Origin of the sequence: Streptomyces sp. TLI_105, assembly GCF_900105415.1 — a bacterium.
Taxonomy (GTDB): domain Bacteria; phylum Actinomycetota; class Actinomycetes; order Streptomycetales; family Streptomycetaceae; genus Streptomyces.
Genome location: NZ_FNSM01000001.1, coordinates 4,829,480 through 4,848,558, shown reverse-complemented (window position 1 = coordinate 4,848,558; position 19,079 = coordinate 4,829,480). Strand labels below are relative to the sequence as shown.

Genomic DNA, 19,079 nt, shown 5'->3' with positions numbered 1-19,079 from the left:
GCGGTACAACATAGGCTTGCGGCTGTGGCAGAAGGATCACGTCCCGAGACGGGCGCACAGGACGACCCGCACGAGCCGGCGAACGGCGGCGCGGGCGACGGCGCACCCGCGCCCCGCGAGTACCGCATGGACGAGCTCGCCGCCGCCGCCGGCATCACCGTGCGGACCCTGCGCTTCTACCGCGAGCGCGGACTGATCCCGCCGCCCCGCCGCGAGGGCCGGATCGCCTGGTACGACGACAACCACCTGGCCCGACTGCGCACCATCGCCGCCCTCCTGGAGCGCGGCCACACCCTCAACGGCATCGCCGACCTCACCACCGCCTTCGAGAGCGGCCGGGGCGTCCGCGAGGTCCTCGCCCTCCCCGCCCCCTCCGAGGAGGAGCCGGTCCGCCTCACCCCCGAGGAGCTCGCCGACCACTTCGCCGGCGAGGTCACCGCCGAGAACCTCGCCGCCGCGCTCGACCTCGGCTACCTCGTCACCGACGGCGAGGAGATCATCCACATCAGCCGCCGACTGCTCGACGTCTCCGCCGCCCTGGTCCGGGAGGGCGTCCCGCTCGCCGAGGTCCTCAAGGCGGGCGCCCGCGTCCGCGAGCACGCCGACGCCCTCGCCGCGCTCTTCACCGAACTCCTGCGCGCCCACACGGCCGAGGACGACCTGGGCAGGCTGCGCCCGCTCGCCAAGAGCGTGGTGGAGGCCGAGCTGTCGATGGCGCTCGACCGACACCTGCGCGAGACCCCCTGAGCCGCCCGCCGCCGGAGCCCGCGCCCCTCGGTGCCGCGTTCTCGCGCTCCGAACCGCCCGCGGCACACATCGAGCCCGTCGACGAACGGCGGCATCACGGATGCGCGCGCTCCCGCCGTCCCCGCGGCACCGCGGGGATCGACGGAATCTCCCTACAGCTCGTAGACGGCGGTCACGGGCGCGTGATCACTCCACCGCTCGCCATGGGTCGCGGCCCGCTCGACGTGGGCCTTGACGGCCTTGGCGGCGAGTCCGGGGGTGGCGATCTGGTAGTCGATGCGCCAGCCGCTGTCGTTGTCGAAGGCGCGCCCGCGGTAGGACCACCAGGAGTAGGGCCCCTCCTGCTCGGGATGCAGCTCCCGTACGACGTCCACGTAGCCCCCGTCGCCCTCGTCGAGGACCCGGTTCAGCCACTCGCGCTCCTCGGGGAGGAACCCGGCGTTCTTCTTGTTGGCCCTCCAGTTCTTGAGGTCGGCCTCGCGGTGGGCGATGTTCCAGTCGCCGCAGACGACCACCTCGCGCCCGTCGGCGGCGGCGCGGGTCCTGAGCTCCTTCAGGTACGGCAGGAACTCGCCCATGAAGCGGTACTTCTCGTCCTGGCGGTCGGTGCCGACCTCGCCGGAGGGCAGGTAGAGGCTGGCGACGGTCACGCCGGGCAGGTCGGCCTCGACGTACCGGCCGCTGGAGTCGAACTCGGCGGACCCGAAGCCGATGCGCACGGCGTCGGGCTCGCGGCGCGTGTAGAGGGAGACGCCGGCGCGGCCCTTGGCGGCGGCGGGGGCGTGGACGGTGAACCAGCCCTCGGGCGTCCGCACCTCGGCGGGCAGCTGCGCCTCCTCGGCGCGCACCTCCTGGAGGCAGACGGCGTCGGCGGAGGTGCCGGCCAGCCACTCGACGAAGCCCTTCTTGGCGGCGGCGCGGAGACCATTGACATTCACGGAGGTCACGGTGAGCATCCCGGGAGAATACCGACACCCAGAGATCGCACACATGTACGATCCATTGTATGAACATCCGGCCCACGCCCTATGACCACCCCGACGCCGTCGAACTCGACGCCGCGGTGCAGGCCGAGTACGCCGTCCGCTACGGCGACGAGGGCGACGCCACACCGCTGGACGCCGACATGTTCCTCCCGCCCCACGGCCTCTACCTCCTGGCGTACGACCCCGAGGGCCGACCGGTCGCCACGGGCGGCTGGCGCACCCAGGACGCGAACGACCACGGCTACGCGGACGGCGACGCCGAGCTCAAGCGCATGTACGTGATACCCGAGGCCCGCGGCCTGGGCCTGGCCCGCCGCATCCTCGCGGCCCTGGAAGCCGACGCCCGCGCCGCCGGCCGCGTCCGCATGGTCCTCGAGACGGGCACCGCCCAGCCGGAGGCCATCGCCCTCTACACCTCCAGCGGCTACGAACCCTGCGCCAAGTTCGGCCACTACCGCGACTACCCCACCAGCCGCTGCTTCGCGAAGCCCCTGGCCTGAGGCCGCCGCTGACCCGCGCTCAACAGGCGCGGGCCGGCGCACCGTACCCCGGAACAGCAGAAATCCCGCCCGATCTTGCGATCGGACGGGATTCCCGTGTCTGTGGACCTGTGGGGATTTGAACCCCAGACCCCCTCGATGCGAACGAGGTGCGCTACCAGACTGCGCCACAGGCCCTTGCGACGTGTGAAACATTAGCATCCCGATCGGGAAGAACAAAAATCGCTTCCGCCCCAGGTCAGCCGGGGGTCGTCACGGGCCCCCGGCCGGGGTCATTCGTTGGCCGCTCGGGGGCGGTCGTCGTCGGCGTACTGGTCGAAGAGCGGGGTGCGGCCGTGGTCACGGCCGCGGCGGGGCTGGGCGGTGCGCTGGCGGGGCGCCGGGGACGGGGCGGGGGTCGGGTCGGCCGCCGTGGAGGAGCGGGCCGCGCTCCAGGTCTCCGGGTCCGTGATGTCGATGCCGCTCGTGGCGCGCGGGGCGACCGGGGCGGTGACGTACGTGGGGAGCGGCACCGGGACCGGCTCCCAGCTGTCGCCGCGGGCCGGGCCGCGCTCGCGCTGCTGGTCCACCCACTCCGCGTGGTCGGTCTGTTCGACCAGGGCGCGCCGGTCCGCCTCCTGCGGGGAGACCGACGGGGCCACCGGGGCCGGGTCGGCCTCCGGCTCCGGGGTCGGGGCCGGGCGGCGGCTCTCGCGCAGTCGGGCGGCGGCCGCTTCGGCGCGGCGCCGGTCCATCACGTACACGAAGCGCCGCCGCTCCTGGACCCGCAGGTGCACGATGTACGCGCTGAGGAGCAGCGCGGGGAACGCCGGGGCCCACAGGAAGGCGACGCCGCCGACGGCCGCGACGACCGCGCCGAGGGTGAAGGCGGCGAAGAGGAGCGTCGTGGTCCGGCGGCGCCGGGCGAGGACCTTGCCGCGGCGGGCGCGCTCGGCGGCGCCCGGGGCGGGCCGGGCCGGTGCGGGGCCGGGCGCCGGTTCCGGGTCGGGTTCCGGGAGTTCCAGGCGCGCCTCCGTCCTGGCCGCGGGCGCGGAGAAGGCCCGGACGTCGACCGAGCTCAGATGCTCGGTCTCCGCGTCCGGGTCCACGTCGGGCGTCGGTCCCTCCGCCGTACGGTCCCGCTCCTTGAGCTCCTTGGCGTACCGGCGCTCCATGCCCGCCCGTCCGGAAAGCAGCCGGATGGCGGTGCTGAAGCGTTCCGTCGGACGGGCTTCGTTCAGCTCGTCCTGCCTGCGGAGCCACATCGGCACCAAGTAGGCGGCCCAGGCCCCGACGATGACTGCGTAGATGAGGCCGCTGCTGCTCACGCCTCACACGGTAGAGGGGTTCCGTAACACGCATCGGCCAATTGGCCCGGTGTGTCGCACGATCTGGCTGATATCACTGAACTTTTTTGTGATTGTTCAGATCGATTGATGCCAACTGGCGATTAAATTCGAACACTTATTGCATTCTTGCGTGGTGCCAGCGCCTCAAGAGCCCCTCCGGCACCTCCTCCGCCGTCAGCGCGAACACCAGATGGTCCCGCCACGCGCCGTCGATGTGGAGATAACGGGGCCGCAGGCCCTCCTCGCGGAAACCGAGCTTCTCCACCACCCGGCGCGAGGGCCCGTTCTCCGGGCGGATGCACACCTCCATGCGGTGCAGCCCGACCACCCGGAAGCAGTGGTCGACGGCGAGCGCGACCGCCGTCGGCATCACCCCGCGCCCGGCCACCTCGCTGTCCACCCAGTACCCCACGTGCCCCGAGCACATCGAGCCCCAGGTGATCCCGGCCACCGTCAACTGGCCGACGAGCCGCCCCCGGTACTCGATCACGAACGGCAGCATCCGGCCGGCGTTCGCCTCCGACCGCAGGTGGCGCACCATCTGACGGAACGTGGGCCGCTGCGCGACCGGAGCGCCCGGAGGCGCCGGCGGAACCGTCGCCTCCCAGGGCCGCAGCCACTCGCGGTTGCGCCGGTTCACCTCGCGCCAGGCCGCCTGGTCGCGCATCCTTATCGGTCGGAGCAGCACCTCGCCGTCGACGAGGACCACCGGCCAGGACGGGATCACGACGTTCTCGGGTGGTCGCCGCCGCGGATCTGGTCGACGGCATGGCGCAGGAGCGGCTCCAGGACGGCGAGCCCGTCGCGCACCCCGCCCGGGGACCCCGGCAGGTTCACGATCAGCGTGCCGCCCGCGACCCCGGCCAGACCGCGCGAGAGCGCCGCCGTCGGGACCTTCTCGCGGCCGTACGCGCGGATCGCCTCCGGGATGCCCGGGATCTCCCGCTCCAGGACCCGACGGGTCGCCTCCGGGGTCTCGTCGGTGGGCGAGATGCCCGTGCCGCCGGTGGTGACGATCACGTCGTACCCGGCGGCGACCCCGGCGCGCAGGGCCGCCTCCACCGGCGCCCCGTCCGGGACGACCTGCGGGCCGTCCACGGCGAAGCGCATCCGGGTCAGGCCCTCGGCGATCAGCGGACCGCCCTTGTCCTCGTACACCCCGGCCGACGCCCGGTTGGAGGCGGTGACGACCAGCGCGCGGTAGGCCGCCGCGGGGACCTCCTCGGGCCCGCCGGACGGCTCCTCGTGCTCGTGCTCGTGCGCCCCGGCCACCCGGCCCGCGCGCGTCACGCCTCGGCCCTCGTCCAGTGGCCCGACTTGCCGCCCGTCTTCTCCTCCACCCGTACGTCGGAGATGACCGCGCCCTTGTCGACCGCCTTGATCATGTCGACGACGGTCAGGGCCGCCACCGAGACCGCCGTGAGGGCCTCCATCTCGACGCCCGTGCGGTCCGTGGTCTTCACCGTCGCCAGGATCTCGACGGCCTCGTCCGTGACCGCCAGGTCCAGCGTGACGCCCGAGACGGCCAGCGGGTGGCAGAGCGGGATGAGGTCCGGGGTCTTCTTGGCGCCCATGATCCCGGCGATGCGGGCGGTGGCGAGCGCGTCGCCCTTCGGAACGCCCTCGCCGCGCAGCAGCTCGATCACGCGCGGCGAGACGAGGACCCGGCCGCTGGCGCGGGCGGTGCGGGACGTGACGTCCTTCGCCGATACGTCGACCATGCGGGCCGCGCCCGCCTCGTCGATGTGGGTGAGACCTTGCTGCGTGCTCATGGCCGTGACACTCCCGGTCGCTGTGTGAAGGACGACACCGTACCCCCAGCGTCGCCCCCTCAGCCGAGGAGGACCACTTCCAGCTCGGTGCCCGGCTCCACGCTCTCCGTCTCCTCCGGGACCACGAGCAGGCAGTCCGCGTGCGCGAGGGCCGCGATCAGGTGGGAACCGGCACCGCCCACGGGTGTGACGGTGCCCGCCTCCCGGTCGTACGTGCCGCGCAGGAACTGGCGGCGGCCGGCCGGGGACGACAGGGCCTTCTCCGCGTCGAGCACCGCCCGCACCGTGGGCCGGTGCAGGTCCTCGACGCCCATCAGCGCGCGGATCGCGGGGCGCACGAACAGCTCGAAGGAGACGTACGACGAGACCGGGTTCCCCGGGAGGGCGAGCAGCGGGATCTGTTCGGCGCCGATCGCGCCGAAGCCCTGCGGCTTGCCCGGCTGCATGGCCAGCTTGCGGAAGTCGACCTGCCCGTCGGCGGTCAGCGCCTCCTTCACCACGTCGTACGCGCCGACGCTCACCCCGCCGGTGGTCACGATCAGGTCGGCCCGGATGAGCTGGTCCTCGATGGTGGCGCGCAGCGACTCCGCGTCGTCGGCGACGGCACCCACCCGGTAGGCCAGGGCGCCGGCGTCCCGCGCTGCGGCGGCGAGCGCGAAGCTGTTGGAGTCGTGGATCTGGCCCTCGCCCAGCGGCTCGCCGGGCTGGACGAGCTCGCTGCCGGTGGAGAGGACGACGACCCGGGGGCGGGGGCGGACCTTCACGGTGCCCCGGCCGATCGCGGCGAGCAGGCCGATCTGCGGCGGCCCGAGGACCGTGCCCGCCTCCAGGGCGAGCTCCCCGGCCCGTACGTCGCTGCCCGCCCTGCGGACGTGGGCGCCGGCCTCGGCGGCCCGGTGGACCCTGACCTCTCCGCCGGCTCCCTCGGGGGCGGTGCTCGCGGCGGTCATGCCGGTGGCCGCGCCTCCGCCCGTGCCGCCGTCGGTCCACTCGACGGGGACGACGGCCTCGGCGCCGGGCGGCAGCGGGGCGCCGGTCATGATCCGGGCGGCCTGGCCGGGGCCGACCTCCGGCAGGCCGCCGGCGCCCGCGGCGACGTCGCCGATGACGGTGAGGACGGCGGGGAACTCCTCGGTGGCACCGGTGACATCGGCGACCCGGACCGCGTACCCGTCCATGGAGCTGTTGTCGAAGGGGGGCAGTGCGACCGGCACCGTGACGTCCTCGACGAGGACGCAGCCCTGGGCGTCGAGGAGTTGCAGCTCGATCGGTTCGAGCGGGGCGACCGTCGCGAGGATGTCGGCGAGGTGCTCGTCCACCGACCACAGGCCGCGGGCCGGGCCCGCGCAGGGGTCCGCGGGGCCGTGCCCGTGGTCGTGCTCGTCGTGGTCGCCGTGGGACGGCGACGGTGCCGCGCTGCTGCTCAAGGTGCTACATCTCCTCGCTGACGTATCTCCGGAGCCAGGCCCGGAAGTCCGGTCCCAGATCTTCACGTTCGCACGCGAGTCTGACAATGGCACGCAGATAGTCCCCGCGGTCACCGGTGTCATAGCGGCGCCCCTTGAACACGACGCCGTGCACCGGGCCGCCGATCTTCTCGTCCGAGGCGAGTTTCTGCAGCGCGTCGGTCAGCTGGATCTCGCCGCCGCGGCCCGGCTCGGTCTCCCGCAGCGTATCGAAAACGGCCGGATCCAGTACATAACGGCCGATGATCGCGTAATTGCTGGGCGCCTCGCCCGGATCCGGCTTCTCGACCAGGTCCGTCACCTTCACGACGTCCGAGTCGGCGGTCGCCTCGACCGCCGCGCAGCCGTAGAGGTGGATCTGCGCGGGCTCGACCTCCATCAGGGCGATGACGCTGCCGCCCTCCCGCTCCTGGACCTCCACCATCCGCGCGAGCAGCGGGTCGCGCGGGTCGATCAGGTCGTCGCCGAGGAGCACCGCGAAGGGCTGGTCGCCGACGTGCGGGGCGGCGCAGAGCACGGCGTGGCCGAGGCCGCGCGGGGCGCCCTGGCGGACGTAGTGCATGGTGGCCAGGTCGCTGGACTCCTGGACCTTGGAGAGGCGCTCCCCGTCGCCCTTCCGGATCAGAGCTTCCTCCAGCTCGTAGTTCCGGTCGAAGTGGTCCTCCAGGGGACGCTTGTTCCGGCCGGTGATCATCAGAACGTCCGAGAGCCCGGCCGCGACGGCCTCCTCGACGACGTACTGGATCGCCGGCTTGTCGACGACCGGCAGCATCTCCTTCGGCGTCGCCTTGGTCGCCGGAAGGAAGCGGGTGCCGAGACCGGCGGCGGGGATGACAGCCTTGCTGATCCGGCCGAGCCTGGGGAGCGACTGATTCATGCGGTGCACCTTAGTCGTTCGCAATGAGAAGAAGATGTGGCTTCGGTTAACTTCCTTCGCATAAAGACAGTTACAAGAATTTCGTACCTGCACATGAGGTCGTCATGACATCCGAGTTGTCCGAAAAGACCGTGCTGCGCAGCCGACTTCTGGCCGCCCGCGCCGCACTGACCCCCGCGTTCCTCGCGGACTCGGCCGAGTCCCTCGCCCGGCAGGGCATGGAACTGGCCGAACTCGCCGAGGCGGCCACCGTCGCCGCCTATGTGTCGGTGGGCCGCGAACCGGGCACGCGCGCGCTGCTCGACGCCCTCCACGCGCGCGGGGTGCGGGTCCTGCTCCCCGTCCTGCTGCCCGACAACGACCTGGACTGGGCGGCGTACGAGGGGCGCGAGGCGCTGGCGAAGGCCGGCCGCGGCCTCCTCGAACCGACCGGGCCCCGGCTCGGCCCCGAGGCGGTGTGCGCCGCCGACGCCGTGCTGCTGCCCGGTCTCGCTGTCGACGGGCGCGGGATGCGGCTGGGGCGGGGCGGCGGCTCGTACGACCGGGTCCTCGCCCGGCTCGCACGCGCGGGCGTGGATCCGGCCCTGGTGGTGCTCCTCTACGCGGACGAGGTGGTCGCCCGGGTCCCGGAGGAACCGCACGACCACCCCGTGCACGCGGTGGTGACCCCGGAGGGGGTCACCCGCTTCGGCCCCTGATCAGGGCTTCAGCGTGAGTGTGTCCTTCGCCGCCGCGTCGACCGCCGTCTTGCCGTAGGCCCAGTCGTACAGCTCGCCCTTCGCCCAGGCGTCCGTCTGGTCCGTGTAGTGCGAGTGGAAGGCGTGGCCGGAGGCGCCGGTCAGGTTGACCCACCGGGACTTGTCCCAGTCGCCGACGTTGACGACCATCCGCATCGACGGGACCCAGATGACCTCGTAGCCGCCGGCCGCGTTCCAGCCGGTGGCGTCGACGGCCGCCTCGCCGCCGCCCAGGTTCCACGGGCCGCGGTTGAGGAGCTGCTGCACGACGCCGGGGCCGGCGGTGCCGAGGGTCTGGTTCTTCAGGGTCAGCTGGTGCAGCCGGCCCCAGCTCCAGGTGGAGACGTCCTTGCCGAGCTTGGCGGTCAGCTCCCAGCGGGCGTCCTTCATGGCGCGGGCGAGCAGCTGGTCGCGCGTCTCGGTGGCCGGGTCGAGCCGGTTGCCGGGGGTGGCCCACCACTCGCTCTTCTCCTGCTTGAGGAGCGGGCGGACCACCTCGTACCAGCGGTCGCCGCCGTCCGGCTGCGCGGAGTCGGGGTCCCGCTCGCCGCACTCGCGGACGAGCTTGTTCTGCTCGTCGACGGGGCCGGTGGCCTCGGCCGGGCGGACGTTGATGCAGTCGCCCTCGGCGCGCAGTTCCTTGGGCAGCTTGTTGCCGAAGGCGAGCTTGAGGACGTTGCGCCAGACCGCGTTGAAGTAGGCGGCGGCGGCCGAGTCGGGCTCCTGGGTGTAGTCCCAGCCCTCGAGGAGCTTCTGCGCCTCGCGGACGTACGGGTCGGAGATGTCGATCTTCAGCAGCAGCGGGTTGAGCAGCGTCGCGATCTCGCTGCGGTTGTCCGTCTGCATGGTCCGCATGTCGTCCGACGAGATCTTGCCGCCGTCCTTGGTCTTCGACTCGATGAGGTCGTTGATCCGCTGGCTGCGCGAGCCGTAGCCCCAGTCCTTGGTGAGCAGGTCGGGGTAGGTCTTCTGGTCGATCACGGCCTGGTTGGCGGTGACGATGTAGCCGCGCTCCGGGTCGTACTCGTAGGGCAGCTTCTCGAAGGGGATGTACCCCTTCCACTTCCACGAGGAGTCCCAGCCGGGCGCGGGCAGCGTGCCGTCGCCCTTGGTGCGCTGCGGGATCTTGCCGGGCGACTGGTAGCCGATGTTGCCGGCGGTGTCGGCGTAGATCAGGTTCTGGGAGGGGACCTCGAAGTTCCTGGCGGCGGCCCGGAAGGTGGTGAAGTCCTGGGCGCGGTCGATCGCGAAGATCGCGTCCATCGACCTGCCCGGCTGGAGGGCGGTCCACTGGAGGGAGACGCCGTAGCCGGTGCCGCGGTCGGGGGCGGCGTTGCCGACGGGGGCCTTCTGGCCGACCGTCTCCAGCTCGGAGGAGCGGTCGGAGACGAGCGGTCCGTGCTCGGTGGAGCGGACGGTGATCTTGCGGTCGCCGCCGCCGGCGACCTTGATGGTCTCCTCGCGGCTGGTGAACGGCTTGACCTTGCCGTCGACGAGGTAGCCGTCGGGGCCGATCTTCTCCAGGTAGAGGTCGGTCACGTCGGCGCCGAGGTTGGTGAGGCCCCAGGCGATCTTGTCGTTGTGGCCGATGATCACGCCGGGCATGCCGGAGAAGGTGTAGCCGGCGACGTCGTAGCGGCAGGTGGCCGAGACCGAGCGGCAGTGCAGGCCCATCTGGTACCAGAGGGACGGCAGCTGGGGCGCGAGGTGCGGGTCGTTGGCGAGCAGCGGCTTGCCGGAGGTGGTGAGCCGCCCGGAGACGACCCAGGAGTTCGAGCCGATGCCGTTGCCGTTGGGGCCGAGCAGGGCGGGGACGGTGTCGAGGACCTCGGAGAGCGCGCCGAGCTGGGAGGAGACGCCGCCGGAGGATCCGGGGCCCGTCCCCGGGGTGTCCCCGGTGGTCGTCCCGTCGCCCTCGGTCGCGTCGGCCTTCGGGTCGAACCTGCCGTCGTCGTCGACCGCGCCCTTGTCGACGATCGGCTGGTGGAGCGCGTACGGGTACTCCGGGTACAGCTGCTTGATCTGCTTCGCGCTCAGCCGGCTCGTCATCAGCGAGCGGTCGATCTCGTCCTGCATGTTGCCGCGCAGGTCCCAGGCCATGGCCTTGAGCCAGGCCACCGAGTCGACCGGGCTCCACGGCTCGATCGTGTAGTCGCCGGTGAGGGCGAGCGCCGCGTACTCGACGGAGACGTCCTTCGGGGCGCGGTCCTTCAGATAGGCGTTGACGCCGTCCGCGTACGCCTGGAGGTACTTCTTCGTCTCCGGCGACAGGACCTTGTCGTACTCCTCCTGCGCGACGCGGCGCCAGCCGAGGGTGCGCAGGAAGGCGTCGGTGTCGACCTGGCTCTCGCCGAACATCTCGGAGAGCCGGCCCGCGGTCACGTGCCGGCGGACGTCCATCTCGTAGAACCGGTCCTGCGCCTGGACGTAGCCCTGGGCGCGGAAGAGGTCCGCCTCGTTGTCGGCGTAGATCTGCGGGACGCCGTTCGCGTCCCGCTTCACCTCGACGTCGGCGGAGAGGCTGTCGAGGCGGATCTCGCCGGTCGTCTGCGGGAACGAGGCCCGGACGGTGCTGACCCCCCAGTACCCGCCGAATCCGATGCCCACGACCAGTGCGAGGACCAGGACGAGGAGGAGCAGGCGGGCGCGCCGCCCTTTCTTCTTGGCGGTCTTCTTGCCGGGGGGCGCGGTCGTGTTGGAGGGCATCGCTGTCCTTCGAGGGGCAGGGTGGTCCTGGAGTACGGGAGCAACCTTAGGCGCAGCGTCCGGACGGCCCGGACGCGGTGTCAGGAAGAGAACCGTACTGGTGAGCGAGCAGACGCAAAGAGAGCGTCAAGAAAGCGTTAAAGATTAGGTAAGGTAACGAAGTACCGGCCGCTGGAGGAACGATCCAGCCGCACGTGAGGGGAAGGAACGGCCACTGACTGTCCACCAGCTCAACGAACTCCTGCTCGTCTGCTCCCTCGTCCTGCTCGTGGCCGTCGCGGCCGTGCGGATCTCCTCCCGGAGCGGGCTCCCCAGCCTGCTGCTCTACCTGGGCATCGGCGTCGCCATCGGCCAGGACGGCATCGGCAACGTCGCCTTCGACAACGCGGAACTCACGCAGGTCATCGGCTACGCCGCCCTCGTCGTGATCCTCGCCGAGGGCGGTCTCGGCACGAAGTGGAAGGAGATCAAGCCGGCGCTGCCCGCCGCGGTCGTCCTCTCCACCCTCGGCGTCGCCGTCAGCGTCGGCATCACCGCCGCCGGCGCCCACTACCTCGTCGGCCTCGACTGGCGGCAGGCCCTGATCATCGGCGCCGTCGTCTCCTCCACCGACGCCGCCGCGGTCTTCTCCGTGCTGCGCAAGGTGCCCCTCCCCTCACGGGTCACCGGCGTCCTGGAGGCCGAGTCCGGCTTCAACGACGCCCCCGTCGTCATCCTCGTCGTCGCCTTCTCCACCGCCGGACCCGTCGACCACTGGTACCTCCTCGTCGGCGAGATAGCCCTCGAACTCGCCATCGGCGTCGCCGTCGGCCTCGCCGTCGGCTTCATCGGCGCCTACGGACTGCGGCACGTCGCCCTGCCCGCCTCCGGCCTGTACCCGATCGCCGTCATGGCCATCGCCGTCGTCGCGTACGCCGCCGGCGCCATGGCCCACGGCTCCGGCTTCCTCGCCGTCTACCTGGCCTCGATGATCCTCGGCAACGCCAAGCTGCCCCACGCGCCCGCGAACCGCGGCTTCGCCGAGGGACTCGGCTGGATCGCGCAGATCGGCATGTTCGTCCTGCTCGGCCTGCTCGTCACCCCGCACGAGCTCGTCCACGACTTCTGGCCCGCCGTCGTCATCGGCCTCGTCCTGACGGTGGTCGCGCGGCCCATGGAGGTCCTGGTCAGCCTGCTGCCCTTCCGGATCCCCTGGCAGGAGCAGGCCCTGATGTCCTGGGCCGGCCTGCGCGGCGCCGTCCCCATCATCCTCGCCACCATCCCGATGGTGTCGAAGATCGAGGGCAGCGAGCGGATCTTCAACATCGTCTTCGTCCTCGTCGTCGTCTACACCCTCGTCCAGGGCCCGACGCTGCCCTGGCTGGCGAAGGCCCTCAAGCTGGGCGACCCCGCCGAGGCCGCCGACCTCGGCGTCGAGTCCGCCCCGCTGGAGCGGCTGCGCGGCCACCTGCTCTCCGTCGCCATCCCGGAGGGCTCCCGGATGCACGGCGTCGAGGTCGCCGAGCTGCGCCTCCCGGCCGGGGCCGCGGTCACCCTCGTCGTACGGGAGGGCACCAGCTTCGTACCGGGGCCCGCGACCGTCCTGCGGCACGGCGACGAACTGCTCGTCGTCGCCACCGACCCGGTGCGGGACACCACCGAGCGGCGGCTGCGGGCCGTCGGCCAGGGCGGCAAGCTCGCCGGCTGGCTCGGCACCGGCGGCGCGACGGCGGCCTCGACGCCGGCCGTCACGGGGCGCTTCCACCTGCCGGGCAGCGACCGCCGCAAGGAAACTTAGGGTTAATCCCAGGCATTAATTGGGGTGCGGGAGCGTTTTCCCAGGCGGGAAGACGCTCTTCCCTGTACCATGAAGGCACACCTGATCGAACCAACTCTGCCTGACGCAGAGCTGGCGCGACCGTATGGCGGCCGTGGCGCCCCTCCGCAGTGGGGCCGGCCCGGTATCTACCGCAGTAACGCGCATGAGGACAGCTCTCGGCGACACCCGCACCACCGTGCAGGGGGCGCGCTACCAGGCGGCAGAAAGGCAAGGACCGTGGCGTCCACGGTCATCACGGACAAGAGGCCCGGCTACGGGCAGCTGCTGCGCACACCCGGCGCACTGTCCTTCCTGCTCCCCGGCTTCGCCGCACGGCAGCCCTTCGCGATGCTGACCATCGGCATCGTCCTGCTCGTGCAGCACACCACCGGCTCCTTCGGCAGCGCCGGCGCGGTCGCCGCCGCCACCGGCGTCTCCATGGCGCTCTTCGCCCCCCAGAGCGGCAAGCTCGCCGACCGCTTCGGCCAGCGCGCCGTCCTGGTCCCCGGCGTCCTCGTCCACGCCGCCGCCGTCTCCCTGCTCGTCGCCCTCGCCCTGGCCGGCGCCCCGCTCTGGGCTCTGTTCCTGGCCGCCGTCCCCGCCGGCGCCTCCGTGCCCCAGGTCGGGCCGATGGTCCGGGCCCGCTGGGCCGCCAAGCTGGACGGCACCCCGCTGATGCCGACGGCCGCCGCCTTCGAGTCCGTCACGGACGAGTTCACCTTCGTCGTCGGCCCCGTCCTCGCCACCGCCCTGTGCACCGGCGTCCACCCGGCCGCCGGTCTGATCGCCGAGGCCGCCCTCACCCTCGTCGGCGGCCTGTTCTTCGCCGCGCAGCGCGCCACCCAGCCCGCCCACGGCCTGGCCGCCACGGCCGGCCACCACGGCGGCGAGCCCCGCCGCTCGGCGCTCTCCATCCCCGGCGTCCGCGTCCTCGTCGTCGCCTTCCTCGGCATCGGCTCCGTCTTCGGCGGCATGCAGGTCTCCCTCACCGCCTTCACCGAGGAGATCGGCAACCCCGGCGCCAACGGCCTGCTGTACGGCGTCTTCGCCGCCGGCAACATGCTCGCGGGCATCGCCATGGGCGCCGTCGCCTGGAAGACCGGCCCCCGCCGCCGCCTGATCCTGGGCTACGCGGGCCTCACCGTCGCCGCCTCCCTGCTGTGGACCGCGCACTCGGTGCTGCTCCTCGGCGCCCTGGGCCTGGTCGTCGGCCTGTGCATCGCGCCCGCCCTGATCACCGGCTACACCATCGTCGAGACCCTGATCCCGGCCTCGGCCCGTACCGAGGCCTTCACCTGGCTCACCGGCGCCGTCGCGCTCGGCCAGGCCGCGGCCGTCACGGTCGCCGGCCGCCTCGCCGACGCACACGGCGCGAGCACCGGATTCCTGGTGCCGATGGCGGGCACGGCCCTCGCCCTGGCCACGCTGCTCGCCCTGCGCTCGCGGCTGCGGCCCCGCGAGGCGAGCCGGGTCGCGGCACGTGGTATCGGTCACCGCGTGCCGGTGACGGTGGACTGATCCCACGGAATACGTCAGTATGGATCGTCGTTAGCACTCGATGAGTGTGAGTGCCAGGAGGAAGTCAAGTGCCGACCTACCAGTACCAGTGCACCGAGTGCGGCGAAGGCCTCGAGGCGGTGCAGAAGTTCACCGATGACGCCCTGACCGTGTGCCCCAGCTGCCAGGGACGCCTGAAGAAGGTGTTCTCGGCCGTCGGCATCGTCTTCAAGGGCTCCGGCTTCTACCGGAACGACAGCCGCGGCTCGTCGTCCAGCAGCTCGCCGGCCTCGTCGAAGTCCTCGACCCCGTCGTCCTCGTCGTCCTCTTCGACGTCGTCCTCGACGTCCTCGGACTCGAAGCCGGCCGCATCGACCGCTTCCTCCTCCTCGACGTCCTCGTCGAGCACCGGAAGCTCGGCCGCCTGACCCGCTCTTTCCCGAGGGCCCCGTCGCCGTGTGCGACGGGGCCCTCGGCGTTTCCGCGCGCCCTGCGTAGGGTGACCGGCATGGCGAACCATGACGTGTACGCGGACATCGGCGTGATCGGCGGCTCCGGCTTCTACTCCTTCCTGGAGGACGTCACGGAGGTGTCCGTCGACACCCCGTACGGCAGCCCCAGCGACTCCCTCTTCCTCGGCGAGATCGCCGGCCGGCAGGTCGCCTTCCTCCCCCGGCACGGCCGCGGCCACACCGTCCCGCCGCACCGGATCGACTACCGCGCCAACCTCTGGGCGCTGCGCTCCGTGGGCGTGCGCCAGGTCCTCGGGCCCTGCGCCGTCGGCGGACTGCGCGAGGAGTACGGGCCCGGCACGCTCGTCGTGCCCGACCAGCTGGTCGACCGCACGAAGAGCCGGGCCCAGACCTACTTCGACGGGGAGCGGCGGGCCGACGGGGCCGTGCCGAACGTCGTCCACGTGACCTTCGCCGACCCCTACTGCCCGGACGGGCGGCGGGTCGCGGTCAAGGCCGCCCGGGGACGGGGCTGGGAACCCGTCGACGGCGGCACGATGGTCGTCGTCGAGGGGCCCCGCTTCTCCACCCGCGCCGAGTCGCGGTGGCACGCCGCCGCCGGCTGGTCCGTCGTCGGCATGACCGGCCACCCCGAGGCCGTCCTCGCCCGCGAGCTGGGCCTCTGCTACACCTCGCTCGCGCTCGTCACCGACCTGGACGCGGGCGCCGAGACCGGCGACGGCGTCTCCCACACCGAGGTGCTGCGGGTCTTCGGCGAGAACGTGGGACGGCTGCGGGAGGTGCTCTTCGACGCGGTCGGGGCCCTGCCGGCGACGGCGGACCGGGACTGCCTGTGCACGCGGGCGCACGACGGCTGGGACCTGGGGATCGAGCTGCCCTGACTCGTCGGTGGGGGCTGCCTGAACCACCCCTGCCTCACCGGCGGGGGCTGCCCAAACCGCCCGTGGGGGTGGGGAAGTTGTCCACAGGCGCGGGGTGATCCCCAGGCCGGAGCGGGGTGAGGGCGGAGTCGGGAGAGTGGGGGCGTTCTTCGTCCCGATCTTCCTTCCTACCGGACAGGCGGCCTCCCCATGACGACGGTCCTCTCCTCCTCCGTTCCCGCGCCCTGCACGGTGTCGGCCTTCGAGCCGCTACGGGTCCGGGGCGCCCGGCACCGGCTGCGGCGGGCGCTCCGCCGCGGCCGGCGCGCCCCGGCGCTGCTCCTGGCCCTGACGGCGGCCGCGCTGGCCGCCGCGACCACGGGGCCGGGGCCTTCGCGCGAGGAGCCTCTGCGGGCGGCGGCCACCGCCCGCGCGCGGCCGCCCGCCGCCGCGCCCCTGGTGTCCGCGCCGGTACGGATCGCCGACGCCGCGACCGTACGGCTGCTGCGGCCCGGCGACCGGATCGACGTGATCGCCGTGCCCCATCCGACGCCGGGCGGGGAGGGCGAGGCCCGGGTGGTCGCCACGGGCGCCCGGGTGGCCGAGGTCCCGCGACCGGACGAGACTCGATCGGACGGAGGGGCGCTCGTCGTCCTGTCCGTGCCGCGGTCGACGGCGGCGGAGCTGGCGGGTGCCGGTGTCACGTCCCAACTGGCGGTGACGGTGTGCTGATTCGCACTGACTCACTGTCAAGTCACCGTCCCGTGTGTACGGATTGGACGCCCTCGCGCCGCTCACGGCCTAATGGCTCCACACACAGCGGTACACGCGACATCACCCGCGACATCACACGCGACGAAAGGCACCTCGGTGGCCGAGAAGAAGGAAAGTCTGCTGGGAGGCTTCAAGGCCTTCCTGATGCGTGGCAACGTGATCGACCTGGCGGTGGCGGTCGTCATCGGTGCGGCCTTCACGAACATCGTGAACTCGGTGGTCAAGGGGATCATCAACCCGATCGTCGGCGCCTTCGGCACCAAGGACCTGGAGAGCTACGCGTCCTGCCTCAAGGGCACCTGCAAGGTGGTCGACGGCGAGATGCAGGGCGTCCAGATCCAGTGGGGTCTGGTCCTCAGCGCGGTGCTGAGCTTCCTGATCACCGCGGCCGTCGTCTACTTCCTCATGGTCCTGCCGATGGCCAAGATCCTCGCCAAGCGCGCCGCGCACGACAAGGCGAAGGAAGGCGTCCAGGAGACCCTGGAGGTCAGCGAGCTGGAGGTGCTCAAGGAGATCCGCGACCACCTGGTCGCCCAGCGCGGCCCGCACGTGAACAACACGACCCCGGGCTCGGCCGTCGCCGGCGGTGGCGGCGCGGGGGCGCACTCCACCTCCTGACCGGCGCGGTAGGCCGGTTTCAGAGGTGGTGCGGCGGCTTCTCGTCGAGGAAGCGCGCGAGGTCGGCGGCGCTGCCGCCGGCCGGAGGCCGCTCGCCCCACCCACGGTCCGTGTCGTCCGCGGATTGCTGGTCCAGCGGATCGTCGAAGACGAGTACCGGCTTCGGAGTGTTCTCGGGATCGGTGCCGGTCCGCTTCGCGTCTCGCGGTCCGTGGGCGGGGGCGGTGCTCATCTCTTCAGGGTACGCCCGCTCGCCCGCCGCGTACCCCTCTGATCAGCGGTCCTTCGGGTCGATCAGCCACAGGCCCAGGACCACCAGGAACGACAGGACGAGGAAGCCCGCGCCCCACCAGGCGGTGCCGGTGTCGCCCGTCATCCACTCGTCCACCACGATCGTCAGGCCCCACAGCTGGCCGATGACGACCGTGAGCGCCAGCGCGAGGCGGGCCGAGAGCTTCGAGGAGCGTTCCGGCTCCTGTTCCGTCCCCGCCCCGGGGCCCGGCCCGGTGTGCCGGATCCGGGGGTCGCCGTAGCCGCTGGTGGGCCGGATCTGGGGATAGCGCTCGTGCACGGGCCGGTTCAGACGTGGTTGCGCGCTGCCGGGGGTGTACGCCGGCGGGCGCGGGGGCGCCGCCGGATCCGGGGCCTCGGGGTCCGGGGCCTCGGGGTCCCCGGGGAACGCGCTCTCGCTCATGTCCGCTCACTCCTCTCGGGCCGGCCGGGCGCCTCCGGGGCCCCGTCCTCCAGCCGGGCGCAGAGGGGTCCGCCCGCGCCGCGCTCGCGGCAGTAGCCCTCCTGGAGGCTCTCGCCGGAGCGGGCGGTGCCGACGGCCCAGACGGAGCCGTCGGGTTGCTCGACGAGGATCACCTTCGGCAGGCCGCGAGGGGGCGGGCCGGCGGTGACCTCTCCCGTACGGGCGTCGAAGACCCCCTCGTGGCAGGGGCAGTACAGCTCGCCCTCGCTGCCCCGTTCCTTGCGCCAGAGCACGGCGCAGGCGAGGTGGGTGCAGACGGCGGAGTAGCCGGCGAGGGTGCCGTCCTCCATGCGGACGGCGATCGCCCGGTCCTCGTCGCCGGGGTAGCGGAAGGCGAGGGACTCGCCCGGTTCGATCCGGTCGGCGACCTTCTTGAGCGGGGGGACGCCCTCGCTGTCGCCGTGCCGGTGCAGGATGCCGGAGGCGACGCCGATGCCGCCGACGGCGAGGCCGCCGGAGACGGTGGCGACGATCCGCAGGTAGTCGCGGCGGGTGGTGAGGGAGTCGGCGGCGATCCGGTCGTGGAGCGCTTCCTGGGCCGCGTCGGCGCGGACGCCCGGCGCGGGCGGCTCGGGGTCGGTGACGCTCAACGGACTTCCCTTCCATTGATCTCGACGACGGGGAGGCCGCCGGGCACCGGCCACTGGACCTTGTCGGCGGGAACGACCATCGCCACTCCGGTGGAGACGGTGGTGGTGCCGAAGGTGAAGGAGTCGGCGACCTGGACGCCGGGGCGTTCGGCGCGGAGCTCGTCGAGGGTTCCGTAGAAGAGGGCGCCGGTGGGGCAGACGGTGGCGCACATGGGGGCGAGGCCGTAGGCGGTGCGGTCGTAGCAGAGGTTGCACTTCATCTGGAGCTTCGCCTGGAGGTCGATCTTGGGGACGCCGAACGGGCAGGCGTTGACGCAGTTGGCGCAGCCGATGCAGCGGGTGGTGTCGGCCTGCTGCACGACGCCGTCGGCGGTGACGAGGATCGCGTCGGCGGGGCAGACCTCGGCGCAGGGGGCGACCGGGTCCTCGCAGTGCATGCAGACGGTGGGGAGGGAGGCGACGGAGCGGCCCTCGTCGGGGTAGTCGAGGTGGATCATCGACTTTCCCCGGTGCGAGTCGCATTCGCGGCAGGCGGAGACGCAGGCCTGGCAGCCGATGCAGCGGCCCGGGTCGATGAAGATCGTGCGGCCCATCAT

Annotated in this window: 21 protein-coding genes and 1 tRNA gene; 9 read left to right on the top strand and 13 right to left on the bottom strand. The window is 72.4% G+C overall.

Annotated elements, in window-relative coordinates:
• Positions 1-126 precede the first annotated feature (126 nt).
• Positions 127-747 carry a MerR family transcriptional regulator gene (locus BLW86_RS22250; protein ID WP_093878804.1) on the top strand — a complete coding sequence of 207 codons (621 nt, stop codon included), beginning with the start codon at positions 127-129 and terminating at the stop codon, positions 745-747.
• 152 nt (positions 748-899) lie between these two features.
• Here BLW86_RS22250 and BLW86_RS22245 read toward each other — a convergent pair whose 3' ends face one another.
• Positions 900-1,703 (bottom strand): exodeoxyribonuclease III, encoded by an 804-nt coding sequence (locus BLW86_RS22245; RefSeq protein WP_093875663.1) that lies wholly within the window; start codon positions 1,701-1,703, stop codon positions 900-902.
• Between the two features lie 50 nt (positions 1,704-1,753).
• Between BLW86_RS22245 and BLW86_RS22240 the strand changes: the two genes are divergently transcribed.
• Complete coding sequence (locus tag BLW86_RS22240) at positions 1,754-2,233, top strand: GNAT family N-acetyltransferase (protein WP_093875662.1); 480 nt, start codon at positions 1,754-1,756, stop codon at positions 2,231-2,233.
• 103 nt (positions 2,234-2,336) lie between these two features.
• Here BLW86_RS22240 and BLW86_RS22235 read toward each other — a convergent pair.
• The 7 genes from BLW86_RS22235 to galU all read right to left on the bottom strand — a co-directional run bounded on the left by BLW86_RS22235 (position 2,337) and on the right by galU (position 7,676).
• A tRNA-Ala gene (locus BLW86_RS22235) sits at positions 2,337-2,410 on the bottom strand.
• A gap of 95 nt (positions 2,411-2,505) precedes the next feature.
• Positions 2,506-3,540: a divisome protein SepX/GlpR gene (gene glpR, locus BLW86_RS22230; RefSeq protein ID WP_093875661.1), complete on the bottom strand. Its 1,035-nt coding sequence runs from the start codon at positions 3,538-3,540 to the stop codon at positions 2,506-2,508.
• 136 nt (positions 3,541-3,676) lie between these two features.
• Positions 3,677-4,270: a GNAT family N-acetyltransferase gene (locus BLW86_RS22225; protein WP_093878802.1), complete on the bottom strand. Its 594-nt coding sequence runs from the start codon at positions 4,268-4,270 to the stop codon at positions 3,677-3,679.
• A 14-nt stretch (positions 4,271-4,284) separates the two neighbouring features.
• Positions 4,285-4,755, bottom strand: coding sequence for a MogA/MoaB family molybdenum cofactor biosynthesis protein (locus BLW86_RS22220; RefSeq protein WP_093878803.1), 471 nt, complete (start codon positions 4,753-4,755; stop codon positions 4,285-4,287).
• Positions 4,756-4,847: 92 nt separating this feature from the next.
• Positions 4,848-5,333 carry a cyclic pyranopterin monophosphate synthase MoaC gene (gene moaC / locus BLW86_RS22215; protein ID WP_030690225.1) on the bottom strand — a complete coding sequence of 162 codons (486 nt, stop codon included), beginning with the start codon at positions 5,331-5,333 and terminating at the stop codon, positions 4,848-4,850.
• Between the two features lie 59 nt (positions 5,334-5,392).
• A complete protein-coding gene (glp, locus tag BLW86_RS22210; protein WP_371129560.1) occupies positions 5,393-6,760 on the bottom strand; it encodes a molybdotransferase-like divisome protein Glp in 1,368 nt (455 codons plus the stop codon).
• A gap of 4 nt (positions 6,761-6,764) precedes the next feature.
• Positions 6,765-7,676: a UTP--glucose-1-phosphate uridylyltransferase GalU gene (galU, locus tag BLW86_RS22205; RefSeq protein WP_093875660.1), complete on the bottom strand. Its 912-nt coding sequence runs from the start codon at positions 7,674-7,676 to the stop codon at positions 6,765-6,767.
• A gap of 104 nt (positions 7,677-7,780) precedes the next feature.
• Between galU and BLW86_RS22200 the strand changes: the two genes are divergently transcribed.
• Positions 7,781-8,374: a 5-formyltetrahydrofolate cyclo-ligase gene (locus BLW86_RS22200; RefSeq protein WP_093875659.1), complete on the top strand. Its 594-nt coding sequence runs from the start codon at positions 7,781-7,783 to the stop codon at positions 8,372-8,374.
• Here the strand turns inward: BLW86_RS22200 and BLW86_RS22195 are convergent, their stop codons facing one another.
• Positions 8,375-11,119, bottom strand: coding sequence for a penicillin acylase family protein (locus tag BLW86_RS22195; RefSeq protein WP_093875658.1), 2,745 nt, complete (start codon positions 11,117-11,119; stop codon positions 8,375-8,377).
• A 214-nt stretch (positions 11,120-11,333) separates the two neighbouring features.
• On the opposite strand from BLW86_RS22195, the gene BLW86_RS22190 reads away from it, so the two are divergent.
• From BLW86_RS22190 to mscL, 6 genes are all read left to right on the top strand, one after another.
• Positions 11,334-12,896 carry a potassium/proton antiporter gene (locus BLW86_RS22190; protein ID WP_093875657.1) on the top strand — a complete coding sequence of 521 codons (1,563 nt, stop codon included), beginning with the start codon at positions 11,334-11,336 and terminating at the stop codon, positions 12,894-12,896.
• A gap of 258 nt (positions 12,897-13,154) precedes the next feature.
• Positions 13,155-14,435, top strand: coding sequence for an MFS transporter (locus BLW86_RS22185; protein WP_093875656.1), 1,281 nt, complete (start codon positions 13,155-13,157; stop codon positions 14,433-14,435).
• 68 nt (positions 14,436-14,503) lie between these two features.
• The gene (locus BLW86_RS22180; protein ID WP_093875655.1) at positions 14,504-14,842 is read left to right on the top strand and encodes an FmdB family zinc ribbon protein; all 339 of its coding nucleotides are present in this window, start codon (positions 14,504-14,506) and stop codon (positions 14,840-14,842) included.
• Positions 14,843-14,922: 80 nt separating this feature from the next.
• Positions 14,923-15,768 carry an S-methyl-5'-thioadenosine phosphorylase gene (locus BLW86_RS22175; RefSeq protein WP_093875654.1) on the top strand — a complete coding sequence of 282 codons (846 nt, stop codon included), beginning with the start codon at positions 14,923-14,925 and terminating at the stop codon, positions 15,766-15,768.
• Positions 15,769-15,957: 189 nt separating this feature from the next.
• Complete coding sequence (locus BLW86_RS22170; protein ID WP_093875653.1) at positions 15,958-16,479, top strand: hypothetical protein; 522 nt, start codon at positions 15,958-15,960, stop codon at positions 16,477-16,479.
• A gap of 138 nt (positions 16,480-16,617) precedes the next feature.
• Positions 16,618-17,139 (top strand): large conductance mechanosensitive channel protein MscL, encoded by a 522-nt coding sequence (gene mscL, locus BLW86_RS22165; RefSeq protein WP_256341390.1) that lies wholly within the window; start codon positions 16,618-16,620, stop codon positions 17,137-17,139.
• Positions 17,140-17,158: 19 nt separating this feature from the next.
• Here mscL and BLW86_RS22160 read toward each other — a convergent pair whose 3' ends face one another.
• The 4 genes from BLW86_RS22160 to BLW86_RS22145 are packed head-to-tail and all read right to left on the bottom strand — an operon-like array spanning position 17,159 to position 19,079.
• On the bottom strand, positions 17,159-17,371 hold the full coding sequence (locus tag BLW86_RS22160) for a hypothetical protein (protein ID WP_093875651.1): 213 nt from the start codon (positions 17,369-17,371) through the stop codon (positions 17,159-17,161).
• Positions 17,372-17,413: 42 nt separating this feature from the next.
• Positions 17,414-17,833, bottom strand: a complete 420-nt coding sequence (locus BLW86_RS22155; RefSeq protein ID WP_093875650.1) for a hypothetical protein — start codon at positions 17,831-17,833, stop codon at positions 17,414-17,416.
• Positions 17,830-18,483, bottom strand: coding sequence for a QcrA and Rieske domain-containing protein (locus BLW86_RS22150; RefSeq protein ID WP_093875649.1), 654 nt, complete (start codon positions 18,481-18,483; stop codon positions 17,830-17,832). The genes BLW86_RS22155 and BLW86_RS22150 overlap by 4 nt, the downstream gene beginning before the upstream one ends.
• Entirely contained in the window at positions 18,480-19,079 is a 600-nt protein-coding gene (locus BLW86_RS22145; protein WP_093875648.1) for a 4Fe-4S dicluster domain-containing protein, read from the bottom strand. Before BLW86_RS22145 ends, BLW86_RS22150 begins: the two co-directional genes overlap by 4 nt.